Below are 19573 nucleotides of genomic sequence, written 5' to 3'. Positions count from 1 at the left end.
TTGGGTGAGGGGCGTCGGGCCAGTGTAAAGCGATATCATGTCGGTCATCGGCAAAGAAAGGAGAGGGCGATGAGCCAGGGATTCGACGGGGTCAGGCCCGCGTCCGAGTCTTCCATCGAGATCGGCTTCTTCCATGACGGCCGGCATTGCGTCGAACGCATCCGGGCCAAACCCACCGCCGCCAATCTCAAGCGCGCCGCCGAACGGCGGGCCGCCATCCTCGAGGCCATCGCGCGGGGCGAGTTCGATTACGATGCCGAATTTCCGAAGCGCGGCCGCGCGGCCAAGCCATCACAGGGTTCCGCATGACGAGCAACGAACAGCTGGAAATCAATGACCTGACGCCCGAGGCCTTCCGGACCTACGGCTGGATGCTGGGCAAACCTATGCCGGACGGCAACGGCGTGCCGCTGTTCTCCAACCCGGCCACCGATTTTTGGCAGGAACACCTGTTCAATACCGGCGCGGGCGGCGATGCCGAACTGCTGTGGGTCAATTACCGCAGCCAGTCCGTGGAAATCGCCAGCCTCGAAAAGCACTTGCTGACCCAGCAGGCCATCGTTCCGCTGACGGGCGAGATCATCCAGGTCGTGGCGCGCAGCGCGGCGGACGGCAGCCCCGACCTGTCCACCCTGGCGGCCTTCCGGGTGCCGCAGGGGCAAGGCGTCTGCATGCGGCCGGGGTGCTGGCACGCCACGCGGGTCGCCGGGGCGGAAGTCACCTGCCTGATGCTGACCCGCCGCTCGACTACGCTGGACCTGATCCAGCACCTGAGCACGGACGCCGCCGCCAGCGAAAGCGCGATCGAGTCCATCCCCGTGCAGCGGCTGGAAGGCATGGTCCAGGCGGCTTAGGGGCCGCATTCCAGCGGCGCCGCCTGGTGGCGTCCGGTCAGTCAGCCTCGCTGCATTCGTAGCCCATCCGCGCGAACAGCGGCCACTTGTTGCGGTAGCTGTCCGTCCAGAACATGGCGCAGAACGCTTCGAAGGGAGCGTGCTGTTCGCGTACCTGGATCGCGGCGGCGGCCTGGGCGTCCTTCGGGCTGAACGTCTGGCCCGCCGAGGCGTATAGCGTTCCTTCCCTGATGGCCTTGCCGCAATGTTCGCAAAAATTCGTCCATTGCCGGTCGCGTTCGGCATCCGGCCGGTAATGGGGTGCCAGCGCTTGCAGCGCCTGTGCCACCGGGGGATCCAACAGCCGGACCTGCGAGACCAGCGCAGGCCCCGGAATCCGCTGCCACTGCACCGGGCGGTAAAGCCATTCGTGGAACGCGCCAGGGGTCATCCCGGGGCTGTCCGCGTCCTCGTCGTCCAGCACGGCATCCGCCTCGGTGCACTCGTGGCCCGCGGGAACGGCCAGGGCGAACACCGTCGTGGATCTGTCGCAGGCGGCGCACGGATGCGCGGCCCGTAGCAGGAAATAAGAGGAGGCGCGCACGTTCATCTGCGGAAGGCCCGCGTCGTTTGTGCCGCTGTGCTGCGTTTCCATGGGCTGATTGCCGTTCGTGTATGCGAGGCGTCTATTCTTCTACATCTTCCGGAAATATGACAGAATCCCCCGGGAATTCACGCTGTGCACGGGACGCCGCCGCTCGGGCGCCGTCCACTTCAAGTGTTGGAGCCTCGAATGCGCGACCGTCAGATCAGCACCGGCTTTTTCCTTGCGGCTTGTCGCCATCGTTTCGCGGGGGGTGTCCGGCTGGCTGCCGCGGCCCTGCTGGCGGGCGGCCTGGCGGGATGCAGCTTCAATTCGCCCGATGCCGCAAGCGGCTCCCAATCGGTCGGAATCCAGGGCGTCACGGCGCAACAGGCGCGCAGCATCGCCCGCGAAGCGTATCTGTACGGTACGCCCATGGTCGCCAGCTACCAAACCCTGTACGCGTTCAGCATCGACAAGAAGAACCCGCAATACAAGGGCCCGTTCAATACCGTCAACAGCGTCGCGCGCGTTTTCACGCCCGAGGACACCGGCGCGGCCACCCCCAATTCCGACACCCCGTACTCGTTCGCGGTGCTGGACTTGCGCGCGGAACCCGTCGTCATCACCGTGCCTCCGATGGAGAGGCGGCGCTACTTCGCGCTGCAGCTGATGGATCTGTACACATACAACTTCGCCTACATCGGCAGCCGCAACACCGGCAACGGCGGCGGCAGGTTCCTCATCGCGGGCCCGCGCTGGAACGGCAAGACGCCCTCCGGCATCACCAAGGTATTCAGATCGGAAACCGAGCTGGTGAATATGGTGGGCCGGACCCAGCTCTTCAACGCGACCGACCTGAACAACGTCAAACGCATCCAGTCGCGCTACAAGATCCAGACGCTGTCCGCCTTCCGCAAGCAGCGCTCGCCCGCGCCGGCGGCCGAGGTGGACTGGATTCCCGCCGAGCCGCCGGCGCAGCTGCGCAGCTCGCTCGAGTTCTACAACCAGCTGGCGTTCCTGCTGCAGTTCGCGCCCGGGCATCCTTCCGAGCGGTCGCTGCGCGAACGCTTCGCCAGCATCGGCCTGCGGCCGGGCGAGCCCTTCCAGACCGAGAACATCAACCCCGCGTTGCGCCGCGCCTTGCAGGAAGGCATGCACGACGGCCAGAACGACATCGATAAGAACCGCGAGGCGCTCGACGGCAAGACCGATGCGCTGTACGGCGACCGCGGCACGCTGAAGAACGACTACCTGGCGCGCGCCACCGGCACGCAGGCCGGCCTGGGCGGCAACAGCCGCGAAGAGGCCCTGTCCCTCGTGCTGGAGAAGGACGCCAACGGCCAGATGCTGGACGGCAGGAACAAGTACATTTTGCGTTTCGCTCCGCGCGGCCTGCCGCCCGTCAGGGCGTTCTGGTCCATGACGATGTACCGGCTGCCCGATCAGCAGCTGGCGCCGAATTCCATCAAGCGCTACCTGATCAATTCTTCCATGCTGCCGTCGCTGAAGCGGGACGCGGACGGCGGGGTGACGATCTACATCCAGCCGGAGTCGCCGGGCAAGTCCAGGCAATCCAATTGGCTGCCCGCCCCGCGTGGCCCGTTCATGGTGACAACGCGGTACTACTGGCCGAAGCCCGCCATGCTGAATGGCAAGTGGGCGCCGCCGGAGATCAAGCGGGTGGCAAGATAGCGGCATGAAGCGTAATTTCAATATCCACGACCTGCGTATTTTCTATACGGTGGTCATGACCGGGTCGACCCGGCAGGCCGCGCAGGTCATGCACCTGACGCAGCCAGCGATCAGCCACGCGATCTCGCGCCTTGAGAACGCCACCGGCGTCCAGCTGTTCGATCGATCCCACAAGACCTTGCGGCCGACGGAGGCCGGGCAGTACCTCTATAGCGAGGCGAAGTTCGTGCTGGACGAACTGGTCCGCATCGACGAAGCGCTGCACAGCATCGAACAGTTCGGCGGCCGCGGCCTGCGGATCGCTTCGTCGCCCGCGCTGGCGCTGGGCTACGCGCCCGATGCCGTGCGGCGCTATCTGGATGCGAACGGCACGCGGCCGTTTTCCATCGACATCGAATCGTCCGTCCAGGCGATCAGCGCCGTCGAGACCATGCGGGCGGACTTCGGCCTGGGCGCCGTGAGCCGTGACAGCACGCGCCTGAACTTCACGCCGTTCCTGCGCGCCGACGTCATGGCCATCGCGCACCGAGACCATCCCCTCGCGGGCCGGGACGTGATCGCCGTGGGCGATATTCCGCCCGAAACCTACGTCAAGCCGCTGTGGTCGGACTACGTCGTCGCGCAGGGCGATATCGCGGATTCGCTCATATTGCGTTCCGGCATGCGTGCCCACATGTCGCTCGTGCCCGGCACCGTCCGGGCCGTGCGAGGCATCAGCCTCGTGAACGCGCTGTCCGCGTGGGACATCGCGGCCGCCTATCCCGACCTGGTGGTGCGGCCGCTGGCTTCCCGGCAGTGGTTCGACTTCCTGCTCATCACCCGCCGCGAGGCGCAGAACCAGGATCTGGCCGAGCGGCTGCTGGATGCCTTGCGCGCCACCGCCGAGGAGCGCCGCAGCGGCGTCTACGCGCAAACCATTGAGTTGCTGGGCTGATGCCGGGCCTGGGTCAGTCAGCCGGCGGCTGCCAGGGCAGGGACTGCAGATCGCCGTCGATGCTGATCGCCTGGCCGCTGACCATCGCCCCGAACGGGCTGGCCAGGAACAGCGCCATATTGGCGATGTCCGCGGCGCGCACGAACTGCCGCAGGCTGACGCCGGACAGCTCGAGCTGCGTCTCTTCCTCGACCGTCAGCCCCATGTTCTTCGCTCGGGCTTCGATCACCCGGTCGATCCGAGGGCCCGCCACCAAGCCCGGCAACAGCGCGTTGACGCGAATGCCGTAGCCGCCCAGTTCCACCGCCAGCGAACGCGTTAGCCCCACCACGCCCCATTTGGTCGCCGCATAGGGGGTGCGCATCGGCACGCCCATGCGGCCCGCCACCGAGCTGATATTGATGATGCTGCCGCCGCCGGCCGCGCGCAGCGCCGGCAGCGCGTGCCGCACCGTATGGAACTGCGAGGCGAGGTTGATGTCCAGTGTCGCGTCCAGCTCCTGCGGCGCGATGTCGGCGATGCCCGCGGTCGGACCGGCGATTCCGGCGTTGTTCACCAGCACGTCCAGGCCGCCCAGGTGCGCCAGCGCTTCCTGCATGTAGCGGTCGACTTCCTCGCGCCGGCTCACGTCGGCCCGCGACCGCGGGTGCGGGCTGGCCGCCAGGGCTTGTTCGTCCACGTCGCAGATATGCACGCGGGCGCCGCGTTCGGCGAAGGCGGCGGCGATCGCCGCGCCGATGCCCGCCGCGCCCGCGGTCACGATCACGCGTTTGCCGGAGAGGTCCACGGGCAGCGCGGAAATTTCGCCCAGGACATGGCTCTTCATTGTCATGCCGATTCCTTCTGGTCTTGCCGGATCAGGGTTTCATCAGGCCGCAGGTCGATTCCTGCGGCGAGGTGTAGATCTGGTCGCCCGGCACGCGGGCCACCAGCTTGTAGTAGTCCCAAGGCCCCTTGGATTCCGACGGCTTCTTGACCTGCATCAGGAACATGTCGTGCACCATCAGGCCGTCGGCGCGTATCTTGCCGTCCTTGGCGAAGAAGTCGTTCACCGGATTGGCCTTGAGCCATTTCATGATCGTGTCGCCGTCGGTGCTGTTGGTGGCCGCGACCGCCTTCAGGTAGGTCGACGTTGCGGAATAGTCCCCGGCCTGCAGCATCGACGGCTTTTTCTTCATGCGCTCTTCGAAGCGCGCCGCCCACTGCCGCGAGGGTACGTCCTGGTCCCAGTACCAGGCCGTCGTCAGGTACATGTCCTGGGCGGCCTGCAAGCCCAGCGCATGGACGTCCGTGATGATCACCAGCAGGCCCGCGATCTTCATCGCCGGCGTCAGGCCGAACTCGGCGGCCGCCTTCACCGCGTTGCTGGTATCGCTGGCGGAATTTGCCAGGCCCAGTACCGACGCGCCCGAAGCCTGCGCCTGCAGGATGAACGAGGAGAAATCCGCGGCGTTCAGCGGGTGCCGGACCCGGCCCTTCACATTGCCGCCGTCAGCCTGCACCACCGCCGACGCGTCGCGCTCCAGCGCGTGGCCGAATGCATGGTCCACCGTCAGGAAATACCAGTCCTTGTTGCCTTCCTTCATCATGGCCCGCGCCGTGCCCCGGGCGAGCGACACCGTGTCGTAAACGTAATGCACGGTATACGGCGTGCACTGCGCGTTGGTCAGCTCGGAGGCACCGGCGCTGACGACGAAGAACGGCGTTTTCTTCTCTTCGGCCACTTTGGCCATTGCGAGCGCGGCCGCGGAGTTCGCGCCGGCGATCAGCATGTTCACGCCTTTCTGGTCCAGCCATTCCCGCGCGCGCGAAGAAGCGATGTCGGCGCGGTTCTGGTGGTCGGCCACCAGCACTTCCACCTTCTTGCCCGCCACCACGCCGCCCAGGTCCGCCACGGCCATCTTGATCGCCTCGGCGCCGCCGGGGCCGTCCGCGTCCGCCGACAGCCCCGACATGTCAGTGATGAAGCCGATCCGGATGACGCCGTCGTCGGCCTGCGCGGGCCCCGCGATTCCGAACAGAGCGGCCAATGCGGTCGCGCATAGTGTCTTTTTCATGTTTGGTCTCCCCACTGGATGATGTTTTTCGTCAGAACGCGACGTTGTCGCGACCCTTGAGTTGCAGCGTTTCGCGCGCGTCGTCGGGCGTGGCGACCTGCAGCGACAGGTCCTCCAGGATCCGCCGTATCCGCCGAACCTGGTCGGCGTTCGACCGCGCCAGCTCGCCCGGGCCGTCCCACAGCGAATCCTCCAGCCCCACGCGCACGTTGCCGCCCAGGGTAGCTGCCATCGTCGCCAGCGGCGTCTGCTTGCGGCCGGCGGCCAGCACCGACCAGATATAGTCGTCTCCGAACAGCCGGTCCGCCGTGCGCTTCATCATCATCACGTCTTCGGGGTGCGTGCCGATCCCGCCGCGTATGCCGAATACCGACTGGATCAGGAAAGGCGGCTTAAGCAGCTTGCGGTCCACGAAGTGCGCCGCCGTGTACAGGTGGCCGATGTCGTAGCACTCGATCTCGAAGCGCGTGCCGTTGTCGCTGCACGAGGTCAGGATGTTCTCGATGTCCTTGAACGTGTTCTTGAAGATCAGGTCGCTGCTGCCTTCGAGATAGGGGCGTTCCCAGGCGTGCTTGAATTCCTTGAAGCGTTCCAGCAGCTCGTACATGCCGAAATTCATGGAGCCCATATTCAGGGACGCCACTTCGGGCTTGAACTGCAGGGCTGGCGCCATGCGGTCGGCCAGGGGCAGCACCGGCGAGCCGCCCGTCGTGATGTTGATCACCACATCCGAGGCCTGCTTGATGCGCGGCAGGAATTGCGCGTACAGCGCCGGATCCTGCGTGGGCTGCCCGGTGTCGGGCTTGCGTGCATGCAGATGCACGATGGCCGCGCCCGCCGCCGCGGCATCCAGCGCGGACTGGGCGATCTCGTCGGGCGTTACGGGAAGATGGGGCGACATCGACGGCGTATGGACCGAGCCGGTGATCGCGCAGGTGATGATGACCTTGTTCCTGGATTTTTTCATGGGGCTTGGGCGTGCGCGCCGCGCACGCGGTTCATGGGTTTTCGTGGCCCCGGTTGTCTCCTCCGGGCGTGGCTCATTCTGTCGCAGGCCTTCGGCTCCTGTCACCTGAACAGAAATAATCAATTGATAGGGTTTCCGGTGCTGCGGTGCAGCGAGAAACGGCCGGCCGCGGCCGATCGGCGCCGCCGGCCCGGCACGGCTGCAATACAATCTTTCCAAGGTCGAAACGCGGTTTCGACGACCTGACCGGATTACGCGGAACGCGCCTCACATGCCTGATCGTCCGACTCCCCGCGCTTTGCGGGCCATGCCGCCCACGTGCGGCCAGATTTTCCGCGCCAGGACGCCATCATGAGCTACGTACTGGCAGTGGATCTGGGCGGCACGCGTTTCCGCGCCGCGCTGGTGGACGGCAGCGGAGGCATCGCCCATGCCTGCTTCATCGACAGCCCGGCGGGCGCCTCGGACCAGCCGGGCTGGGACGAGATCGACCCCAATGCGTGGTGGACCGGCCTGCGCTCCCTGTCCGATAGGCTGGCCTCCCAGGCGGGCGCCGCGTTCGGCGCGGTCGAGGCCGTTGCGATCTGCGGCGTGACGCGCACGCAGGTATTCCTCGATGCCCAGGGCACGCCCATACGGCCCGCGATCACCTGGCGCGACACGCGCGCGGCGGGGGACGTGGGCGCGTGGCGGGCGTCCATGCCGGCGTCCCATCCCGAGCACGGCCAGATCAACGCCTTCCATCCCTGGGCCCGCGTGGCATGGTTGCTGCGCGCCGAGCCGCGGCACGCGGCCCGCGTGCGCGTGGTGCTGGAACCCAAGGATTACCTGAATTTCCGCCTGACCGGCCGCGCCGCCAGCGACACGGTGTCGATGGCCCGGCTGGCCGCCGCCGCTGCCGCGTGCGCAGAGGGGCCGGACCTGCTGACCGCCGTAGGGGCCGATCCGGCCTGGGTGCCGCCCCTGCTGGATCCGTTGGCCGTCGTCGGGCCCGTGCAGGCCGGTCTGCCGGGTTCCCTGGCCCGGCTGGCGGGGCGCCCCGTCGTGGCCTGCGCCAACGATACCTGGGCGGCGGTAGCGGGCCTGGGCGCCTTGCGGCCGGGCTACGCCTACAACATCTCGGGCACCACCGAGGTGTTCGGCGCGGTCGGCGCCGAGCCGGTGCAGGCGCAAGGCCTGATGACGGTGGACTGGGGCGGCGGACATCACCAGATCGGCGGGCCGGGCCAGAACGGCGCAGACACGGTCGCCTGGTTGCTGCCCTTGCTGGGCCGCCTGGGCGACGAAGGCATGGCCGGCGTCGGCGAGGCCATGGACGCCTTGCTGGACGCGCCGCGCGATCCGCAGCCGGCGCTGTTCCTGCCCTACCTGCAGGGCGAGCGCGTGCCGTATTGGGATCCGCACTTGCGCGGGGCCTTCCTGGGATTGAACCGGCGCCATGGCCCGGGCGACCTGGCCTGGGCCGTGCTGGAGGGCGTGGCCTTCCTGAACCGCATCGTGCTGGAACGCGCCGAGGCGGCCCTGGGCGGCCCGGTCGGAGAAATCCGTTTCGGCGGTGGGGCGGCGTCCAACGCGCAGTGGTGCCAGGTCAAGGCGGACATCTGCGAACGCGCCCTCGTCATCGGGCAGGCCGAACAGCCCGGCGTGCTGGGCGCGGCGGTGGCCGCCTGGACGGGAGTGGGGCGTTACGACAGCTTTGCGGCCGCGCAGGAGCGGCTGGTGCGCGTGGCGCAGCGCTACGAGCCCCAGGCCGACCGGTCGCGCGCCTATCGCCGCATGTATGCGCAGTTCCGCGCGGCCGAAGCCGCGCTGGCGCCGGTGTCGCGGGCGCTTGCCGGCATCAGCATGTAGTGCGGGCGGCCCCGGCCCGGCGCACCGGGGTATAAACTACGACGCCATCAGCACGGGCCATGGGCCCGTGCATCCGCATGCCGGCGACGGCATCCGCACAATAATCAAACGCAGCAAGGGTTGAGTCGATGCGCGGCATCCTGGAAAAGTACGGCACGGCGATAGCGGGACTGGTTCTGGTCGGTTTCTTCGCATTGGCCGCGCCGAATTTCGCGGCGCCCAACAACCTTTTGAACATCGCCAAGGAAACCAGTTTCCTCGCCATCATCGCGCTGGGCTTCACCCTTGCGCTGGTCACGGCCGAGCTGGACCTGTCGGTGGCCGACGTGGCCAGCCTGGCCGCCGTCGTGACCGGCGCGCTGGTCCACACCGGCCAGCCCGTGCTGCTTGCGGTCGGCGCGGGGCTTGGCGTGGGGCTGCTCTGCGGCCTGGTCAACGGGATCGCCGTCACCCGGCTGCGGGTTCCCTCGCTGATCGCCACGCTGGGCATGGCCGCCATGGCGCGCGGCTTCGCCTTCATGCTGACCGACGGCGTGTCCTACGTGGGCCGCTGGCCCGCGGCGTTCACCGACCTCGCCCGCGGCAAGCCTTTCGGCATCCCCGCCCTGGTGCTGTGGATGCTCGGCGCAGTGCTCTTCGCCTTCTTCCTCGTCAAATGGACCCGCACCGGCGCCCGCATGACAGCCACCGGCGAAGCCGGCGAGTCCGCCCGCCTGGCCGGCATCGACATTCGCGCCATGAAAAGTATCGGCCTGGCCCTGTCCGGCGTCTGCGCGGGGCTGGCCGCCGTGCTGCTCACGTCCAGCTTGTCGTCCGCCGCGCCCAACATGGCCGGCGACTACTTCCTGTATGCGATCGCCGCCGTCCTGCTGGGCATGACCATGTTCAATCCCGGCCACGCCAATATCCCGGGCACGCTCGTCGCGGCGCTGATCCTGAAGGTGCTGGGCAACGGCCTGGTGTTGATGGGCGCACCGTACTACGTGCAGGACATCGTGCTGGGCTTCATCATCATCGCGTCCGTCGCGGTGTCATCGGCCGTGCTGAAGAAAGCGGCCTTCAAATTCTGACCGAAAGGGGAAACCACCATGCGTAAATCCTTGACGCGCACCCTGGCGCTTGCCGCGTTCACGGCGCAGGCGCTGGCGGCCAGCACCGCCGCCCATGCCTTCGACGTGGGTATCGTTGCGTTCCAGATGTCTTCGGAGACCCACGCCCGCGTGGCCAATGCCGCTGCCGGCGCCGCCCGCGAGAAGGGCTGGACCGTCACCCAGCTGAACGCCGAAGGGTCGCTGCCCAAGCTGGCCGAACAGCTGGACACGCTGGTCAACAAGAAGGTCGACGCCATCGTCATCGCCATGGGCAAGCCGGTAGAGACCGACGCCCAACTCCAGGGCGCCAAGGAGAAGGGCATCCCCGTGGTGGGCGTGATGTCCGGCGCCAGCCCCCACATGCTGTTCGATGTCGAAGTCAACGAATACGCCACGGGCGCGCAGTCGGTGCTGTACCTGCTCGGCAAGATGGGCTACCAGGGCAACATCCTTTCCGCCCGCTTCGACGGCAATTCCGGCACCCGCATCCGCGGCAAGATGCTGGACGCCGTGCTGACCGAGAATACCGCCGTCAAGGACCTGGCCAAATTCAGCATGGCTCGCACGCAGAGCTGGCGCGACGACGTGCGCAATGGCATGCAAGCCCTGTTCCTGCGCCACCAGGGCCAGTTCACGGGCGTCTGGGCCTCGTTCGACGGCCAGGCCTACGTCATCGATGACCTGCTCCAGGCCCAGGGCATGAAGAAGGGCGACATCACGCTGGTGTCCGTCGACGGCAGTCCGGAAACGTACCGCCGCATCGCCGATCCCGACAGCCTCGTCACTGCCACCATGATGATTCCCTTCGAGCAGATGGGCGCCAAGGCCATCGACTCCATCGACCGCATCGTCGTCAAGAAGGAGCCCAAGGAAACCGTCGTTGCCGGCCCTTATCTCTTCATGGACTCGGTATTGGTCGACGCCAGCAACGTCCAGAAATTCCTGCAACCCGCCAAGTAAGAGCCAGCAGCCATGACCGCCGCGTTGTCGCTACGCCAGATCAAGAAATCGTATGGCGCCGTCGAGGCCCTGAAAGGCATAGACCTGGACGTGCCGCAAGGCAAGGTCATGGCCATCTGCGGCGACAACGGCGCGGGCAAGTCCACGCTGATCCGCATCATCTCCGGCGCGCAGGCGCCCAGCGGCGGCGAACTCAGCCTGAACGGCAAGAAGGTGGTGTTCGCCTCGCCCCACGACGCGCTGGCGCAGGGCATCGCCACCATCTACCAGGACCTGGCGCTGGCGCCGCGCCTGTCCATCTGGGAAAACATCTTCATGGGCGCCGAGCTGGTGCGCCGCGTGGCGGTGTTCAGCCTGCTGGACAAGCGCCGCATGGCGCAGGATGCGCGCGGCTACCTGCAGCGGCTGTCCGTGCCCATCGACGATATGGAGCGCCCCGTCGAGCGCATGTCCGGCGGGCAGCGCCAGGCCGTCGCCATCGCCCGCGCGCTGCGCTGGGACGCGCGCGTCGTCATCATGGACGAACCCACCGCCGCGCTCGGCGTCAAGGAAACGGCCCTGGTGCTGAACCTGGTGCGCAAGTTGCGCGACGAAGGCCGTACCGTCATCCTCATCAGCCACAACATGGCGGACGTGGTCGCCCTGGCCGACCGCGTGGCGGTCCTGAAGAGCGGCGTGAAGGTGATCGAGCGCGACGTGGCCGGGCTGGATGCCGACGCGTTGGCGCATATGGTCATGACGGGCAAGGAATAAGGCCGCCGGGCCCTCATTTCCGCCATGAAAAGGCCGCCGCCGGGGAATGCCCGGCGGCGGCCTTTTTTTGCGTATCGCGAGGAGGTTTAGTCCTGGCGGTTGGTCACTTCGACCAGGTGGTAACCGAACTGGGTCTTCACCGGGCCCTGGACCACGCCGACCGGGGCGCTGAACACCACGGTGTCGAATTCCTTGACCATCTGGCCCGGGCCGAACGTGCCCAGGTTGCCGCCGTCGCGGCTGGACGGGCAGCTGGAGTTTTCCTTGGCCAGCTGGGCGAAGTCGGCGCCGTTTTCGATGGCGGTCTTGAGTTCGTTAGCCTTGGCTTCGGTGGAGACGAGGATGTGACGGGCGGAGGCTTGTGCCATGTAGGGCTCCTAGCTGACTTGATAAGGGGAGGGGGAGAGTAACGCATTCAGCGGACGGGCGCTGTGACCGCTAGGGTAACCTGCGCCCGTGAGTCCGCTGATGACTATTACGTATCCCTTCAATACAAGTGGGAACAGGTATTCCTAGGTGTTCCGCCCGTCAATCGGCCACTTGGGCCGTTGCGCGCGCCGCTCGCTTACCGCACCGGCCAGCCGTACATCAGGCCGCCGTCGCGGTAAGAGGCGTTCAGGCCGCGCGACAGCTTCAGCGGGCTGCTGGGGCCCAGGTTGCGTTCAAAGCTCTCGCCGTAGTTGCCGATGGTCTTGATGATGTTGTATGCCCACTTGTCATCCAGGCCCAGGTTCTTGCCCATGCCCGGCGTCACGCCCAGGATGCGCTGGATATTGGGGTTGGTGCTCTTCAACATTTCATCGACGTTCTTGGACGTAATGCCGTATTCCTCGGCTTCCAGCATGACGTTCACCGTCCAGCGGACCACGTTGAACCATTGTTCGTCGCCCTGGCGCACCATCGGGCCCAGCGGCTCCTTGGAGAAGTCTTCCGGCAGGATGTCGTACTTTTCCGGATTTTCCAGGCCGCTGCGGGCGGCGGCCAGTTGCGACTTGTCGCCGGTGAAGGCGTCGCAGCGTCCGACCGCGAACGCGCGGATGATTTCGTCCATGCGGTCGACGACGACGGGCTTGAACGAAATGTTGTTCGAGCGGAACCAGTCCGCGAGGTTCAGTTCGGTGGTGGTGCCGGGCTGCACGCAAATCGTGGCGCCCTCCAATTCCTTGGCGCTTTTCACGTTCAGGGACTTGTTCACCATGATGCCCTGGCTGTCGTAATAGTTCACGCCCACGCCGATCAGGCCGAGCGTCGTGTCGCGAGTCAGCGTCAGCGTCGTATTGCGCGGCAGCACGTCGACTTCGCCGGATTGCAGGGCAGTGAAGCGTTGCAGGGCGCTGATCGCCATGATCTTGCTCTTGGAGGCGTCGCCGAACATGGCGACGGCCAGCGCGCGGCACAGCTCCACGTCCAGGCCGGTCCAGCCGCCCTTGCTGTCGTTCACGGAGAACCCGGCAACGCCGGTGGACACGCCGCACTGGACAAAGCCCTTGCTCTTGATGTTGTCGAACGTCACGCCCGCCTGGGCGGCCCACGACGAGATGAACAAGGCGGTGCCTGCCGCAGCCAGTTTGAGTGCTTTCATGATGTCTCCGCGCGGTCGGCGCAATACTGAGTTATTTCCGTCCGCCGGTGGGCGTAGGTGCGCGGAATGGTAGCCATCGGCCCTGGGTGGGAATATCAGGGAATTCCCGTTAAATTCGCCCATCGGAATTTACCCGGCGCAAGGGGGCGAGATTGCCCGCGGCGGACGGATCGCCCATACTGGGCCAGCTCCCGCCCCAGCAGGCGAGAGGGCGGGCAAGCAGCGGGATTGCCGGCAAGGTTGAATCATGAACAGAAACGATGACCCGAAAATCGGTGGGCGCGGCCACGAGCCGTGGTATTCCTTCGCCTCGGCCAAAGCGCGGCTGCTGGCCGTATGGCGCGACCTGATCCGGGTCAATTCCAGCGACCGGCCCTGGGAAATGCCTCTGGCCGCGGCGCTGTCGTCCGGCCTGCCCCTGATGGTGGGGGCCTATTTCGGGCGCATGGACTACGGGCTAATGTCCAGTCTGGGCGGCATGGTGTTCCTGAGCCTGCCCAATTCTTCGCTGCAGCATCGGATGATGATGCTGCTGGCGGCCTCCTTCGGCATGGTCGCGTGCTATGCCGTGGGCGCGCTGACGCAGTTCTGGCCGGCCGTGATGATCGCCGCGCTCACCCTGATCGCCATGGTGGTGAACATGATCTGTCGATGCTACCGGCTGGGCCCGCCAGGCAGCCTGTTCTTCATCATGGCGACGGCGATCGCAGCCTACACGCCGGGCCGCGTGGAGGATGTTCCGCTGCGCGTGGGCATGGTGGCATTGGGCGCCCTGGTGGCCTGCCTGGTCGCTTTTGCGTATTCGCTGCATATGACCCGGGTGGCGCCGCCTCCGCCGGAAACCCAGCTGCCCAGGCCTACCTTCGATTTCGTCGTCTACGACTCCGTGATCATCGGCCTGTTCGTGGGCGTTTCCCTGCTGGTGGCCGAACTGCTGCAATTGCAGCGCCCCTACTGGGTGCCCGTCAGCTGCCTGGCGATCATCCAGGGCGCGAGCCTGCGGGCGGCCTGGAGCCGCCAGATGCACCGCATCCTGGGCACGGCCGTGGGCCTGGTCGTGGCGTGGGCCTTGCTCAGCCTGCCGCTGAACGTCTGGACCCTGAGCCTCGTGATGATGGCGCTGTCGTTCGGGATCGAAACACTGGTCGTGCGGCACTATGCCAGCGCGGTGGTGCTGATCACGCCTCTGACGATCTTCCTCGCCGAAGCCCCGCACCTGGGGCAGGGCTACCCCGCGGTCGTCATCGAAGCGCGATTCCTGGATACGGTCACCGGCGCGTTCATCGGCGCCCTGGGCGCGGTGCTATTGCACAACCAGCGCATCCGGCCCCTGCTTTCGCGCTGGATGCGGGCCGTGTTGCCCAGGCGCGTGAATTAACGCGTGAGGCTACGATTTTCGAACGAAATCGTAGCCTCACACGCTTATTTCCCTCTGGCCGTCCGTTGCTGTTGCAGTTGTTGGGCTCGCAGTATGGCTTCAGCCTGGATTGAAATTTGTTCCTCTCGCGCAGCGTCATAGGCGGCGATGGTGTCGTTCCGGTTTGCTTTTGCCCCGCGAAAGGCGATCCACGAAAATGCGCCGACATAGAAAATCGACATCACTAAACCCGCCCAGCTCTGGAACTGGCCAGTGGTGAAGGCTCTTTTTCCTTCTGCATAGCCCAGTGCGATGAAGAGCAGGATGACGAAGTAAATGAACTTCTGGGAGCGAGCGCCGATTTTGCGAAGGCCAAGATAGATCGCCATATAGATCAGCGGCAGGGCGACGACGTTTGCCACTATCGCGGTCGTCGACTGGGCATTCTTGGGCAGTTGTTCGACCAGCCATTGAATTGCGAAAGCAGGCACCAGGAGGAGTATCAGATATATCAGCGCTCTTCCTGCCCAATGCCAGACAAGCGGATACATGGTGATAGTGCTGCGATCGTTTCGCATCATCGCGTCCTTGTAGAGGTGGTCAATATTCTTTGAGGAAAATATCAGGCTAGAATTTTCGAGAAAAATTGTAGTCTCACACTTTATCCCGGCGGTATGGAAAAGTCCGATATCGAATTGCCCGGCAAGCACGACTGGGTGCAGCGCGCCTCATCCGCCCGCAACGTAGAGCGCATCGAGGCCTACTTCGGCGGGCATGGCTACGATATGCACCGGCACGATACCTATGGCATCGGCCGCACCCTGGCGGGCGTGCAGAGCTTCCACTACCGCAGCGGCATGGCGCACAGCCTGCCCGGCGGCACGATCGTGCTGCATCCCGACGAGCCCCATGACGGCCATGCGGGAACGGACGCGGGCTTCCGCTACCGCATGGCCTACATCGAACCCGCGCTCATCCAGCGTGTCCTGGGCGGCAAGCCGCTGCCCTTCATCCCGGGCGGCCTGTCGGCGGACCCGCGCCTCTACGTCGCCTCCGACGCCTTGCTGCGGTCCCTGGACAGCCCGGACCCGCTGGAGGAAGACGACGCAATCTACGAGCTTGCGCATGCGCTGGCCGCCGCGGCCGGTGTTCGGCGCGGGCGGCAGGCCGTGGACTACCGTGCGGCGGAGCTGGCTCGGGCCTGCCTGCTGGACCGGCTGGAGCATCCCGTCACGCTCAGCGAGCTGGAGCAGGCCAGCGGGCGCGATCGCTGGCGCCTGTCGCGCGATTTCCGCGTGCTGTATGGAACCAGCCCTTACCGCTACCTGACGATGCGGCGGCTGGAGCGGGTGCGCCGGCTGGCCGCGGCGGGCCAGCCCCTGGCGCTGGCCGCGGCATGGGCCGGCTTCACCGACCAAAGCCACATGACCCGGCATTTCCGCCGGGCCTACGGACATTCTCCAGGGCGCTGGCTGCGCGCCCTGAAGGGCGGGCCGGACGCCGGTTGAAGTTGCACGATCGTACAAGACCTTGCGGGCGGATCGCGGGACACTATATGCGTCCGCCCCGCACAAGGAACCGATCATGCCGACCCATCAATCCGCTGTCTCCGCGCAACGCGCCCCGCACCCGATCAACTTCGGGCAGAAGCTATCCCTGATCGCCGACCACTGGCAGCCGCGCGTCGTCGCCGAGATGAACGATTACCAGTTCAAGCTCGTCAGGATTGCGGGCGATTTCGTCATGCACTCGCATGCCGATACCGACGAAACCTTCATCGTGCTGCATGGCCAGCTGCGCATCGATTTCCATGACGGCCATGTGCTGGTCAATCCCGGCGAGATGTACGTCGTGCCCAAGGGCGTGGAACACAAGCCCTACGCGGCGCAGGAAGTGCAGATGCTGCTGATCGAGCCGCGAGGCGTCGTCAATACCGGCGACCAGGGCGGCGAGCGGACGGCCCCGAACGATGTGTGGATCTGAAGAAAGGGAGGCGAAAGCCCTTCCGTCAGGCGGCCTTCGATTCGCTGGATGAGGACGCCGCGCCGAAACGCGGAGGGTAGCGCAAACGCCGCCTGGCGCTTCAGCCCGGCAGCAGCGCCGCCAGTAGCGGCCTGCCGTAAGGCGAACCCAGTATCAGGAACGCCGTCACGTTCGCGGTAACCGTGGCCCAGAACACCGCCCGGAAAACCGGCTTGACGGACTTGTGCCTCAGCCATTCCTGGGCGATCAAGGCGCCGGGCCAGCCTCCGGCCAGCGCGAGGAAATGCAGGGTTCTTTCGGATATCCGCCACCGATCGGCCCGGGCCGCGGCCTTGTCGGCGGCGTAGACCGCAAAGGTCAGCACGCTTAGCGCCAGATAGCCCAGTCCCACGGCGATCGGCACCCGCCACAGCACGGCCGTCAACGCATATAGGGCGATGAACGCGGGCACCAGCCAGATCAGCCAGCGATGCCGTCGCCCCGCGCGCCCCGTTGCTGCGCTTCGCGACGGCGCTTTCCTCACCGCTTGAAGCCTGTTCAAAGCCGATCGACAAGGCGCAGGACCTCGCCCAGCGATTGCAGCGATCCGTTGCCCTGCGCCTGCGCTGCGCGCCGGTCGAGGTGATAGCCATGCATGCCGAACTCCCGCGGACCGGCCATGTCGGCGTCCGGCGTGTCGCCAACCATAAGAACCTCATGGGGCTGGCAGGCAAGGCCATCGCACAGGTATTGGTAGATCGCCGGCTGCGGTTTCACCGCGCCGGCCTCATACGACCACGCGCAGAATTCCGGCTGCACGGGCAGCAGCGTCAGCACGGGCGGACCGTAGGGCGCGGCCAGGTTGGAGCAGAGCGCGACCTTGATGCCTTTGTCCTTCAGGGCGGTCAAGGTGGGTGTGGCATCCTCGAAGAGCGTGATGGACTGTATTTCATCGCGCAGGTCCGCTTCCAGCGCGCGCAGCTCGTCCTCGCTGACCATGCCCCCGAACAGATGGGCTGCCTGCCTGAGATCGAGGGCGCTGCTCATCGCCCGCGCGCCATCGTCGCTTTGCCGCGGGCGGCCTGCCTGGCCCAGCAGACGGACCAGCTTCCGGAATGGGCGGGTCGGCCGCTCGATGCGGACCAATGTCCCGAATACGTCAAACGCCACGGCCTTGATCGCCATTGGGCCTCCTGCTGTGTCAGAAACGCGCTGCGGCCTGTTCGAGGATGGGAACCGGCTGCATCGTGATCGGATTCTAACGGCAGGCATGCGGAGACCGGCCACCTTGGGCCGATGATAGGGACAAGCCACCCGGTGGTGGCTGGAATTGCGTGGACTAGCCCTGGTATTCGAGATGGATCAGCGGATAGGGCCTGCCTTGGTCGTCCAGCGGCGAGCGTCCCGTGCGCTTGAAGCCCATCTTTTCATAGAAACCGATGGCCTGGGCATTCTGCTCGTTGACGTCGGTAGTCATCCTGGGGTGCAGCGCAAGGCCATGACGAACCAGCGCTGCGCCGATTCCGGTGCCGCGGCCGGCGGGATCGACGAACAGCGCCTGCATGTGGCCGTTGTCGATGAGCATGAAGGCCATGGGATAGTCTTTGTCATCCACGGCTAGCCAGAGCGGCACCTGGGGCAGGAAGCCGCACACCATCTCATCGATGGCCAGTCGGTCTTGCGGCGTCAGGAAGTCATGGGTGGCGTCAACCGCGGCTCGCCAGATTTCAACGGCGCGCGCGCCTTCGCCAGGAAGGGAAGGTCTGATTTTTATCATCGGCGAATCATACATCTGTTGGAATCTGGCTTCGCGGGGCCGCGCGGGCGCGGTGCCGTTGCCACTGAAATTCACATGCGGCGCGTCTGCCGCGGGGTTTCGCCGAAAGCCCGGCGGTAGGCCCGCGAAAAATCGCTCAGATGGGCGAAACCGAAGCGCGCCGCGATCTCGCTGACCTTGTCCGCATTTCCGTCCTGCGCCAAGGCTTGCCGGACCGCCTGGAGGCGCTGCATGCGCAACCACTGCAACGGCGATTGCCCGCACTCGTCCTGGAACAATGCCTGCAAGCGCCTGACTGACAGGCCGCAATGGCTGGCGACCATGGCCACCGGCAGGCGTTCGCCCAGGTGCTCGAGCATGTAGCCCTGCGCGCGGCGGATGGCCTGGGGCGCGGAAGGCGGCGGCGCCGGCCACAGGTGCGCCGCCATGCTGTGCGGCTGGTGCAGCAACAGTGTGGTGGCGACCAGCATCTCGGTCTGGGCCAGCAGGGCTGCCTGCGAGACGTTCGCGTCCAGGTCCAGGCCGGAGCACCGCACCACCCACTGCAGCATGGGCAGCAGCGCTTGCCAGCCCGGCGTATGCAAGGGAATGACCGCATCGAAGCAGATATCGGGCGCCTGCTCCTGCATCGTCAGGCGGTGCCAGGCATCGGCGATGGCCGTTCTGTCCAGGCGCAGCAGGACCTGTTCGTAGTCGTGGCTGGCCGTGAAATGAAACGGCCTGTCGGGGCTGAGGAGAAACGCCTTGTCCGGCGACACCTCGATGCGATGCCCATCGAAATGAAACTCCGCATGCCCTTGGGTGGGCAGCACCAGCAGGTAATAGCCGTCCAGGCCGTCGCAGTCGGGGTCGATGCCGATGTCCGCCCCATATCCATGCCTGAGCTTGAGCAGCGCCAGGCGCCCGCAGGGAACGAGCTCCAGCCGGCTGTGGACGATCCGCCCGCGAATAACGTGCAGCCGGTACGAATTGAGCACCTGGCCTATCTGCTGCCGGGCTTCGTCGAGGTCGGCGGTATTCACGATCCGATACTGCTCGAACGGCACTTGGGCAAACAGGGCGGCAGTCATCTGAGTTCACGTCTGCGGGGGCTCCACATATTACTGGGCATTCTTCGCGCCGTGCCAAAAAAGTGCGCTTTTCCGATAGCCGGCGGCGTGAAACCGATAGA

General features: G+C 66.0%; 22 protein-coding genes. 11 read left to right on the top strand and 11 right to left on the bottom strand.

What is annotated here, in order from left to right:
- Positions 1 to 69: 69 nt before the first annotated feature.
- Positions 70 to 309, top strand: a complete 240-nt coding sequence (locus AGI3411_RS08765) for an Arm DNA-binding domain-containing protein (protein WP_129526979.1) — start codon at positions 70 to 72, stop codon at positions 307 to 309.
- Complete coding sequence (locus tag AGI3411_RS08760; protein WP_129526978.1) at positions 306 to 854, top strand: ureidoglycolate lyase; 549 nt, start codon at positions 306 to 308, stop codon at positions 852 to 854. The genes AGI3411_RS08765 and AGI3411_RS08760 overlap by 4 nt, the downstream gene beginning before the upstream one ends.
- A 37-nt stretch (positions 855 to 891) precedes the next feature.
- Here the strand turns inward: AGI3411_RS08760 and AGI3411_RS08755 are convergent, their stop codons facing one another.
- On the bottom strand, positions 892 to 1488 hold the full coding sequence (locus AGI3411_RS08755) for a hypothetical protein (RefSeq protein WP_129526977.1): 597 nt from the start codon (positions 1486 to 1488) through the stop codon (positions 892 to 894).
- Positions 1489 to 1626: 138 nt separating this feature from the next.
- Here AGI3411_RS08755 and AGI3411_RS08750 point away from each other — a divergent pair, with 138 nt between their 5' ends.
- Both AGI3411_RS08750 and AGI3411_RS08745 read left to right on the top strand, forming a co-directional pair.
- On the top strand, positions 1627 to 3111 hold the full coding sequence (locus AGI3411_RS08750) for a DUF1254 domain-containing protein (RefSeq protein WP_129526976.1): 1485 nt from the start codon (positions 1627 to 1629) through the stop codon (positions 3109 to 3111).
- Positions 3112 to 3115: 4 nt separating this feature from the next.
- Positions 3116 to 4045, top strand: a complete 930-nt coding sequence (locus AGI3411_RS08745; RefSeq protein ID WP_129526975.1) for a LysR family transcriptional regulator — start codon at positions 3116 to 3118, stop codon at positions 4043 to 4045.
- 13 nt (positions 4046 to 4058) lie between these two features.
- Here the strand turns inward: AGI3411_RS08745 and AGI3411_RS08740 are convergent, their stop codons facing one another.
- The 3 genes from AGI3411_RS08740 to kce are packed head-to-tail and all read right to left on the bottom strand — an operon-like array spanning position 4059 to position 7069.
- Positions 4059 to 4877, bottom strand: a complete 819-nt coding sequence (locus tag AGI3411_RS08740; protein WP_129526974.1) for an SDR family oxidoreductase — start codon at positions 4875 to 4877, stop codon at positions 4059 to 4061.
- Positions 4878 to 4902: 25 nt separating this feature from the next.
- The gene (locus tag AGI3411_RS08735) at positions 4903 to 6102 is read right to left on the bottom strand and encodes an ABC transporter substrate-binding protein (protein ID WP_129526973.1); all 1200 of its coding nucleotides are present in this window, start codon (positions 6100 to 6102) and stop codon (positions 4903 to 4905) included.
- A 31-nt stretch (positions 6103 to 6133) separates the two neighbouring features.
- Entirely contained in the window at positions 6134 to 7069 is a 936-nt protein-coding gene (kce, locus tag AGI3411_RS08730; RefSeq protein ID WP_129526972.1) for a 3,5-dioxohexanoate:acetyl-CoA acetone transferase, read from the bottom strand.
- A gap of 351 nt (positions 7070 to 7420) precedes the next feature.
- Between kce and AGI3411_RS08725 the strand changes: the two genes are divergently transcribed.
- The 4 genes from AGI3411_RS08725 to AGI3411_RS08710 all read left to right on the top strand — a co-directional run bounded on the left by AGI3411_RS08725 (position 7421) and on the right by AGI3411_RS08710 (position 11724).
- Positions 7421 to 8920, top strand: coding sequence for a xylulokinase (locus tag AGI3411_RS08725; protein ID WP_129526971.1), 1500 nt, complete (start codon positions 7421 to 7423; stop codon positions 8918 to 8920).
- Positions 8921 to 9048: 128 nt separating this feature from the next.
- Entirely contained in the window at positions 9049 to 9990 is a 942-nt protein-coding gene (locus AGI3411_RS08720) for an ABC transporter permease (protein ID WP_129526970.1), read from the top strand.
- A gap of 18 nt (positions 9991 to 10008) precedes the next feature.
- A complete protein-coding gene (locus tag AGI3411_RS08715; RefSeq protein WP_129526969.1) occupies positions 10009 to 10971 on the top strand; it encodes a sugar ABC transporter substrate-binding protein in 963 nt (320 codons plus the stop codon).
- Positions 10972 to 10983: 12 nt separating this feature from the next.
- Positions 10984 to 11724, top strand: coding sequence for an ATP-binding cassette domain-containing protein (locus AGI3411_RS08710; protein ID WP_129526968.1), 741 nt, complete (start codon positions 10984 to 10986; stop codon positions 11722 to 11724).
- 86 nt (positions 11725 to 11810) lie between these two features.
- Here AGI3411_RS08710 and AGI3411_RS08705 read toward each other — a convergent pair whose 3' ends face one another.
- The gene (locus AGI3411_RS08705; RefSeq protein WP_129526967.1) at positions 11811 to 12092 is read right to left on the bottom strand and encodes a peptidylprolyl isomerase; all 282 of its coding nucleotides are present in this window, start codon (positions 12090 to 12092) and stop codon (positions 11811 to 11813) included.
- A gap of 197 nt (positions 12093 to 12289) precedes the next feature.
- On the bottom strand, positions 12290 to 13306 hold the full coding sequence (locus AGI3411_RS08700) for an amino acid ABC transporter substrate-binding protein (RefSeq protein ID WP_129526966.1): 1017 nt from the start codon (positions 13304 to 13306) through the stop codon (positions 12290 to 12292).
- Between the two features lie 247 nt (positions 13307 to 13553).
- On the opposite strand from AGI3411_RS08700, the gene AGI3411_RS08695 reads away from it, so the two are divergent.
- A complete protein-coding gene (locus tag AGI3411_RS08695) occupies positions 13554 to 14684 on the top strand; it encodes an FUSC family protein (protein WP_129526965.1) in 1131 nt (376 codons plus the stop codon).
- Between the two features lie 44 nt (positions 14685 to 14728).
- Here the strand turns inward: AGI3411_RS08695 and AGI3411_RS08690 are convergent, their stop codons facing one another.
- Positions 14729 to 15214, bottom strand: a complete 486-nt coding sequence (locus AGI3411_RS08690; RefSeq protein ID WP_165359110.1) for a hypothetical protein — start codon at positions 15212 to 15214, stop codon at positions 14729 to 14731.
- A gap of 123 nt (positions 15215 to 15337) precedes the next feature.
- Here AGI3411_RS08690 and AGI3411_RS08685 point away from each other — a divergent pair, with 123 nt between their 5' ends.
- Entirely contained in the window at positions 15338 to 16171 is an 834-nt protein-coding gene (locus AGI3411_RS08685) for an AraC family transcriptional regulator (RefSeq protein WP_129526963.1), read from the top strand.
- Between the two features lie 76 nt (positions 16172 to 16247).
- Positions 16248 to 16646: a cupin domain-containing protein gene (locus AGI3411_RS08680; protein ID WP_129526962.1), complete on the top strand. Its 399-nt coding sequence runs from the start codon at positions 16248 to 16250 to the stop codon at positions 16644 to 16646.
- A 100-nt stretch (positions 16647 to 16746) separates the two neighbouring features.
- Here AGI3411_RS08680 and AGI3411_RS08675 read toward each other — a convergent pair whose 3' ends face one another.
- The 4 genes from AGI3411_RS08675 to AGI3411_RS08660 all read right to left on the bottom strand — a co-directional run bounded on the left by AGI3411_RS08675 (position 16747) and on the right by AGI3411_RS08660 (position 19472).
- Entirely contained in the window at positions 16747 to 17097 is a 351-nt protein-coding gene (locus tag AGI3411_RS08675) for a DUF1294 domain-containing protein (protein WP_244240292.1), read from the bottom strand.
- A gap of 86 nt (positions 17098 to 17183) precedes the next feature.
- Positions 17184 to 17810: an HAD family hydrolase gene (locus AGI3411_RS08670; protein ID WP_129526961.1), complete on the bottom strand. Its 627-nt coding sequence runs from the start codon at positions 17808 to 17810 to the stop codon at positions 17184 to 17186.
- Positions 17811 to 17964: 154 nt separating this feature from the next.
- The gene (locus AGI3411_RS08665) at positions 17965 to 18402 is read right to left on the bottom strand and encodes an acetyltransferase (RefSeq protein ID WP_129526960.1); all 438 of its coding nucleotides are present in this window, start codon (positions 18400 to 18402) and stop codon (positions 17965 to 17967) included.
- Positions 18403 to 18473: 71 nt separating this feature from the next.
- Positions 18474 to 19472 carry an AraC family transcriptional regulator gene (locus AGI3411_RS08660; protein WP_129526959.1) on the bottom strand — a complete coding sequence of 333 codons (999 nt, stop codon included), beginning with the start codon at positions 19470 to 19472 and terminating at the stop codon, positions 18474 to 18476.
- Positions 19473 to 19573: the final 101 nt, after the last annotated feature.

This window comes from Achromobacter agilis, from assembly GCF_900496965.1.
Lineage (GTDB): Bacteria > Pseudomonadota > Gammaproteobacteria > Burkholderiales > Burkholderiaceae_B > Achromobacter > Achromobacter agilis.
This window is presented reverse-complemented; position numbering and strand designations above follow the sequence as displayed.

What these genes read in the sequence shown, in the direction of transcription:
- AGI3411_RS08765 (WP_129526979.1), top strand. Translation starts at nt 70, where the DNA reads ATGAGCCAGGGATTCGACGGGGTCAGGCCCGCGTCCGAGTCTTCCATC.
- AGI3411_RS08755 (WP_129526977.1), bottom strand. Translation starts at nt 1,488, where the DNA reads ATGGAAACGCAGCACAGCGGCACAAACGACGCGGGCCTTCCGCAGATG.
- AGI3411_RS08740 (WP_129526974.1), bottom strand. Translation starts at nt 4,877, where the DNA reads ATGACAATGAAGAGCCATGTCCTGGGCGAAATTTCCGCGCTGCCCGTG.
- AGI3411_RS08670 (WP_129526961.1), bottom strand. Translation starts at nt 17,810, where the DNA reads ATGGCGATCAAGGCCGTGGCGTTTGACGTATTCGGGACATTGGTCCGC.
- AGI3411_RS08665 (WP_129526960.1), bottom strand. Translation starts at nt 18,402, where the DNA reads ATGATAAAAATCAGACCTTCCCTTCCTGGCGAAGGCGCGCGCGCCGTT.
- AGI3411_RS08680 (WP_129526962.1), top strand. Translation starts at nt 16,248, where the DNA reads ATGCCGACCCATCAATCCGCTGTCTCCGCGCAACGCGCCCCGCACCCG.
- AGI3411_RS08685 (WP_129526963.1), top strand. Translation starts at nt 15,338, where the DNA reads ATGGAAAAGTCCGATATCGAATTGCCCGGCAAGCACGACTGGGTGCAG.
- AGI3411_RS08695 (WP_129526965.1), top strand. Translation starts at nt 13,554, where the DNA reads ATGAACAGAAACGATGACCCGAAAATCGGTGGGCGCGGCCACGAGCCG.
- AGI3411_RS08760 (WP_129526978.1), top strand. Translation starts at nt 306, where the DNA reads ATGACGAGCAACGAACAGCTGGAAATCAATGACCTGACGCCCGAGGCC.
- AGI3411_RS08660 (WP_129526959.1), bottom strand. Translation starts at nt 19,472, where the DNA reads ATGACTGCCGCCCTGTTTGCCCAAGTGCCGTTCGAGCAGTATCGGATC.
- AGI3411_RS08705 (WP_129526967.1), bottom strand. Translation starts at nt 12,092, where the DNA reads ATGGCACAAGCCTCCGCCCGTCACATCCTCGTCTCCACCGAAGCCAAG.
- AGI3411_RS08700 (WP_129526966.1), bottom strand. Translation starts at nt 13,306, where the DNA reads ATGAAAGCACTCAAACTGGCTGCGGCAGGCACCGCCTTGTTCATCTCG.
- AGI3411_RS08720 (WP_129526970.1), top strand. Translation starts at nt 9,049, where the DNA reads ATGCGCGGCATCCTGGAAAAGTACGGCACGGCGATAGCGGGACTGGTT.
- AGI3411_RS08750 (WP_129526976.1), top strand. Translation starts at nt 1,627, where the DNA reads ATGCGCGACCGTCAGATCAGCACCGGCTTTTTCCTTGCGGCTTGTCGC.
- kce (WP_129526972.1), bottom strand. Translation starts at nt 7,069, where the DNA reads ATGAAAAAATCCAGGAACAAGGTCATCATCACCTGCGCGATCACCGGC.
- AGI3411_RS08715 (WP_129526969.1), top strand. Translation starts at nt 10,009, where the DNA reads ATGCGTAAATCCTTGACGCGCACCCTGGCGCTTGCCGCGTTCACGGCG.
- AGI3411_RS08735 (WP_129526973.1), bottom strand. Translation starts at nt 6,102, where the DNA reads ATGAAAAAGACACTATGCGCGACCGCATTGGCCGCTCTGTTCGGAATC.
- AGI3411_RS08725 (WP_129526971.1), top strand. Translation starts at nt 7,421, where the DNA reads ATGAGCTACGTACTGGCAGTGGATCTGGGCGGCACGCGTTTCCGCGCC.
- AGI3411_RS08690 (WP_165359110.1), bottom strand. Translation starts at nt 15,214, where the DNA reads ATGTATCCGCTTGTCTGGCATTGGGCAGGAAGAGCGCTGATATATCTG.
- AGI3411_RS08710 (WP_129526968.1), top strand. Translation starts at nt 10,984, where the DNA reads ATGACCGCCGCGTTGTCGCTACGCCAGATCAAGAAATCGTATGGCGCC.
- AGI3411_RS08745 (WP_129526975.1), top strand. Translation starts at nt 3,116, where the DNA reads ATGAAGCGTAATTTCAATATCCACGACCTGCGTATTTTCTATACGGTG.